General features: G+C 35.8%; 3 protein-coding genes. 1 reads left to right on the top strand and 2 read right to left on the bottom strand.

Annotated features, from left to right (window positions below):
* On the bottom strand, nt 1-192 hold a 192-nt coding region (locus tag FTV48_RS14660; protein WP_139837621.1), incomplete at its 3' end, for a RepB family plasmid replication initiator protein.
* A 574-nt stretch (nt 193-766) separates the two neighbouring features.
* Nucleotides 767-1,108, bottom strand: coding sequence for a hypothetical protein (locus tag FTV48_RS14655; RefSeq protein WP_180000765.1), 342 nt, complete (start codon nt 1,106-1,108; stop codon nt 767-769).
* 304 nt (nt 1,109-1,412) lie between these two features.
* Here FTV48_RS14655 and FTV48_RS14650 point away from each other — a divergent pair, with 304 nt between their 5' ends.
* Entirely contained in the window at nt 1,413-1,781 is a 369-nt protein-coding gene (locus FTV48_RS14650) for a LysR family transcriptional regulator (RefSeq protein WP_180000764.1), read from the top strand.
* Nucleotides 1,782-1,815 lie beyond the last annotated feature (34 nt).

Genomic DNA, 1,815 nt, shown 5'->3' with positions numbered 1-1,815 from the left:
GGCAGTATTGCGATGTACACCAAATTGATTGATATAGCCTTCGGCATGTACTTCAAGGGGATCATTAGCATTAATCCCTTTCCCACTTTCCCTTGCTTCAACAATAGCCAATAAAATTAAACGTTGTTCTACTAAATCCAAGTTATAGCTTGCATTGATTAAGGCATTGTCTTTTACCACTAATTCTCTCATGAAGCACCAGTATTAATTATTATGCTATGACACAATAATTAATTTTAGTGCTATAAGCAAGGTAAACGGTGTCATATTGCAAGGTAAACGGTGTCATATTGCAAGGTAAACGGTGTCATATTGCAGGTAAACGGTGTCATATAACCCTTAAAAGTATTGTGAACAAAGGCTTTCAGCATATCTAAAAGCATTTAAAAACTTTAAAATAATTAAAAGCCCAAGGAGTGAAAAATTGCCCTTGGTTTTCGCTACGCTCAAACTCTATTGAATCTCGCTTTCGCTCGATTCGTTGGGACAATTTTTTGGCTAATCTCGTTGTGACTTCAATAAAAAGCAAAAGCACGATGCATTCGCTTCGCTCATAGAGCTTTTTTGCTCGCTGCGCTCGATCTAGACTCAATTTTCTGCATGTAATTTACGCTTATTTAGACTTCACAGCCTAAAAAGCTGTTTTTCAGAGGGTCTAAGCGCGAATTTCAGCGATTTCACTCGTAGACACTCGTTCTGTACCTCCCAGTGTGAATTTGAGCTTAAATCGCAAATGAGTGCATTTAAAAGCTAAGTTTTATAGTGATTAGATAAAATCTTTACCTTTTGTATGAGGGTCATAAGAGAAAACAGGTTTTTTAGTCTTCAATTTTTCTGTATTTCTTTCTGCATTCGTCATTTTCATTTTTTCATTAGAAGTAGGGACCATATCCTGGGATTCTAATTTTTCTATTTTATGTAGATGTACCTTTTTTTCACTCATTCCCATTTTATTCAAATTTCGCAAAACTGAACTGTAAGAAATATTGTTCGCTAACTCAGGTAAATCAGCATGGATTTCCTTAACTGTATAACCAGCTTCCAGCCGTTTTTCTATTTCTGGTAATACAGAGATGATGAATTTCTTAGCGCCATGTCTGGTGGCCATAATGACTTCCTCTTTCCTTAATTTATGCAATTATGTGCAACTATATGCAATTAAGAGCTTTTATATGATTTTATATGAAATTATCTGCAACCATAAGCTTTTAAATGGTTTTTATTCATTTTGATGTGCAATTATATGCGTTTATGTGCAATTGCAATTTTCGTGATATTGGCAAGATGTGTAATGTTATATAACATGGCAAGCCTTGGTTATATAAATTACCCGACTTATTCGCTTTCAGCTCAACGTGGCATCTTGTCCTGCGGAGCTTTTGGCATAGCCAAAATGTACTGGAAATAGAAAAATGACTGAACAGAAAAAGCCAAAACGGATACGCCAAAAAGTAATTCAAGTTGTGGTAACTGAAGCTGAAAAAAAGAAAATTGAAGAAAGTGCGGCCCAGGGAAATTTGTCGGCTTCTCAGTATTTGCGTGATTTAGGATTGGGTTACCAACCTAAAAGTCTGACTGATATAAAAACAATCCAGGAAATTCGCAGCCTAAAATCAGATATGAATAAAGTGGGTGGACTACTGAAAAACTTAATGAATGGGGAGCTGACTGATCCGAAAGAGATCCGATCTAAAGTAAACGGGCTGCTGCTGGATTTTTCCAAGAACCAAAATTCAATTGATCTATTCATTTCTAAAGTCAGATCTGTGATCAAGTTTTAAAAAAAGTGTAAGGTGTGTGACCTTATATAGTGGC

The sequence above is a fragment of the Acinetobacter sp. YH18001 genome (assembly GCF_013416975.1).
Taxonomy (GTDB): domain Bacteria; phylum Pseudomonadota; class Gammaproteobacteria; order Pseudomonadales; family Moraxellaceae; genus Acinetobacter; species Acinetobacter pseudolwoffii.
This window is presented reverse-complemented; position numbering and strand designations above follow the sequence as displayed.